This window comes from Methylomonas rivi (assembly GCF_024505165.1).
Taxonomy (GTDB): Bacteria; Pseudomonadota; Gammaproteobacteria; order Methylococcales; family Methylomonadaceae; genus Methylomonas; species Methylomonas rivi.
The window spans coordinates 1-1,887 of the sequence record NZ_JANIBK010000287.1; the positions used below are offsets into that span (position 1 = coordinate 1).

The 1,887-nt window shown below is 50.6% G+C and carries 3 protein-coding genes; 2 read left to right on the forward strand and 1 reads right to left on the reverse strand.

The features are described from left to right. Positions 1–149: 149 nt before the first annotated feature. Positions 150–662 carry a hypothetical protein gene (locus NP596_RS21160; RefSeq protein WP_256617362.1) on the reverse strand — a complete coding sequence of 171 codons (513 nt, stop codon included), beginning with the start codon at positions 660–662 and terminating at the stop codon, positions 150–152. A gap of 240 nt (positions 663–902) precedes the next feature. Here NP596_RS21160 and NP596_RS21165 point away from each other — a divergent pair, with 240 nt between their 5' ends. Further along, positions 903–1,505 carry a peroxiredoxin gene (locus NP596_RS21165; protein ID WP_256617363.1) on the forward strand — a complete coding sequence of 201 codons (603 nt, stop codon included), beginning with the start codon at positions 903–905 and terminating at the stop codon, positions 1,503–1,505. Between the two features lie 199 nt (positions 1,506–1,704). Next, the gene (locus NP596_RS21170) at positions 1,705–1,854 is read left to right on the forward strand and encodes a hypothetical protein (protein ID WP_256617364.1); all 150 of its coding nucleotides are present in this window, start codon (positions 1,705–1,707) and stop codon (positions 1,852–1,854) included. Positions 1,855–1,887: the final 33 nt, after the last annotated feature.

Here is a 1,887-nt window from a genome sequence, read left to right on the forward strand (position 1 = left end):
CCGAAATCCGTCTACCGTGTGCCCAAACGCGGTAGACGGGGATAAAGTTTGGGTGAATGTAGGCCATTTACCCAACCAATGAACACTTTTTTTAAAACTACGTTTTGGTGGGCGGGTATGGCTGAAATTACGATTTGTTCAGTGCTTCCCTAGGAAACCACGTTGAGGTTTTCGTTTTCGTACAAGCGGCTTTTTTTCCAGTTTACAAATTTGCTGTCGTCGAAATGCGCATCGTGATCGATGGCATGCTCATAACAGCTGCGGAATAGCCGCGCGGTACGAAAAGCATGCAATTCATCGTCGGCGGTAACGGTTTGCACGTTGCCGACTTGGAAGGTTTTATTCCGCGATTTGCCGTCTTTCACCCAAAACACCGTGTAGCACAAATAACTTTTGTCCTTGCGGTGATCGAATTTAATCGTGCGCGACACGCCGGTTACCCCGGTAGTAGTTTTGTTTTTAGGCGGCTTTAAAAACCGGGTCTTGCTGCCTTTCAACACGACCAGCATTTGATCCCGCCAAGTGATGGCAGCCTTCAATGACTTGGTCTTGCTGCCCCACAGTTTATGCGAAAAATAGCGGCTGCTTTCTTTGCCGCGCCGTACGATGCGAACTTGGAAACCAAATGCATCGGGTTCTGTTATATGTTTAACTTTTGCCATACCTATTAACCTTCAATCAACAAAAGCCCACAAGATGATCCTGTTAGTCCGACACCGTCCGTTAGTCATGTAAGCGTTAGATTACAAATTAACGTGAATTTGTCAGTTGCGCAAGTTAAATTTACTAGGATTGATACATGATTCCCGACTAATTTAGTGTAGAATAGCGATCAGCCCTATTTGATAGGCGGATTCACCCTCATAACCTTTTGTTTTATAAATGAATTTGGAGAGAAATCAATGAGCGTTTTAGTAGGAAAGCAAGCACCTGATTTTACAGTTCCAGCCGTATTGGCCGACGGCCAAATCGTTGACTCGTTCAGTTTTTCCGAAGCAACTCGCGGTAAATATGCCGTGGTTTTCTTCTACCCACTGGATTTTACCTTTGTCTGCCCTAGCGAATTGATCGCGTTCGACCACCGCATCGACGAGTTCAAAAGCCGCGGCGTGGAAGTGATCGGCGTCTCCATCGACTCGCACTTTACCCACAACGCCTGGCGCAACACCCCGGTCAACCAAGGCGGTATCGGCCCTGTCCGCTATACTCTGGCCGCCGACATCAGCCACGGCATTTGCAAAGACTATGATGTCGAATCGGCCGGCGGCGTTGCGTTCCGCGGCAGTTTCCTGATCGATAAAAACGGCATGGTTCGCCACCAAGTGGTTAACGACCTGCCGCTGGGCCGCAATATCGACGAAATGCTGCGCATGATCGACGCCCTGCAATTCCACGAAGAGCATGGCGAGGTCTGCCCGGCCGGATGGAACAAAGGCGATTCCGGCATGAACGCCAGCCCTGCCGGCGTTGCCGAATACCTAAGCCAAAATGCTGACAAGCTGTAATTTTTAGCTGTCCCGGCAATAGAAAGGCGCGGCGCTTCGGCAATGCGCCTTTTTTATTGCCGAGCGCCCCTGCCGATTAACGGTAATTCGAGGCGGATAAAACACCGAACATCAGCCGCGCATTTGGCCCGCGGCCTGGACAATGCCGGTTTGCCGGGTAAGCTAGGTTCGGCAATCAGCAAACCGAGAGGGGAAAATCATGGGGCCTTATTACCGCGCCACTTCGCAAACGACCGGCGCATTTTTCGATAGCTTTTATCAGCATCCGATTCTGATGCTGCTATTGGCGGTAGGTGTAGCGGGCGCGGGGTTTTTTATTTGGCGGCGCAAAACCCCACCCCCCGCATAAAGCGAGTTATTCCAAAGCCTCGGCCGCTTTGCG

Coding starts and splice junctions, on each gene's coding strand:
- NP596_RS21160 (WP_256617362.1), bottom strand. CDS start 662: ATGGCAAAAGTTAAACATATAACAGAACCCGATGCATTTGGTTTCCAA.
- NP596_RS21165 (WP_256617363.1), top strand. CDS start 903: ATGAGCGTTTTAGTAGGAAAGCAAGCACCTGATTTTACAGTTCCAGCC.
- NP596_RS21170 (WP_256617364.1), top strand. CDS start 1,705: ATGGGGCCTTATTACCGCGCCACTTCGCAAACGACCGGCGCATTTTTC.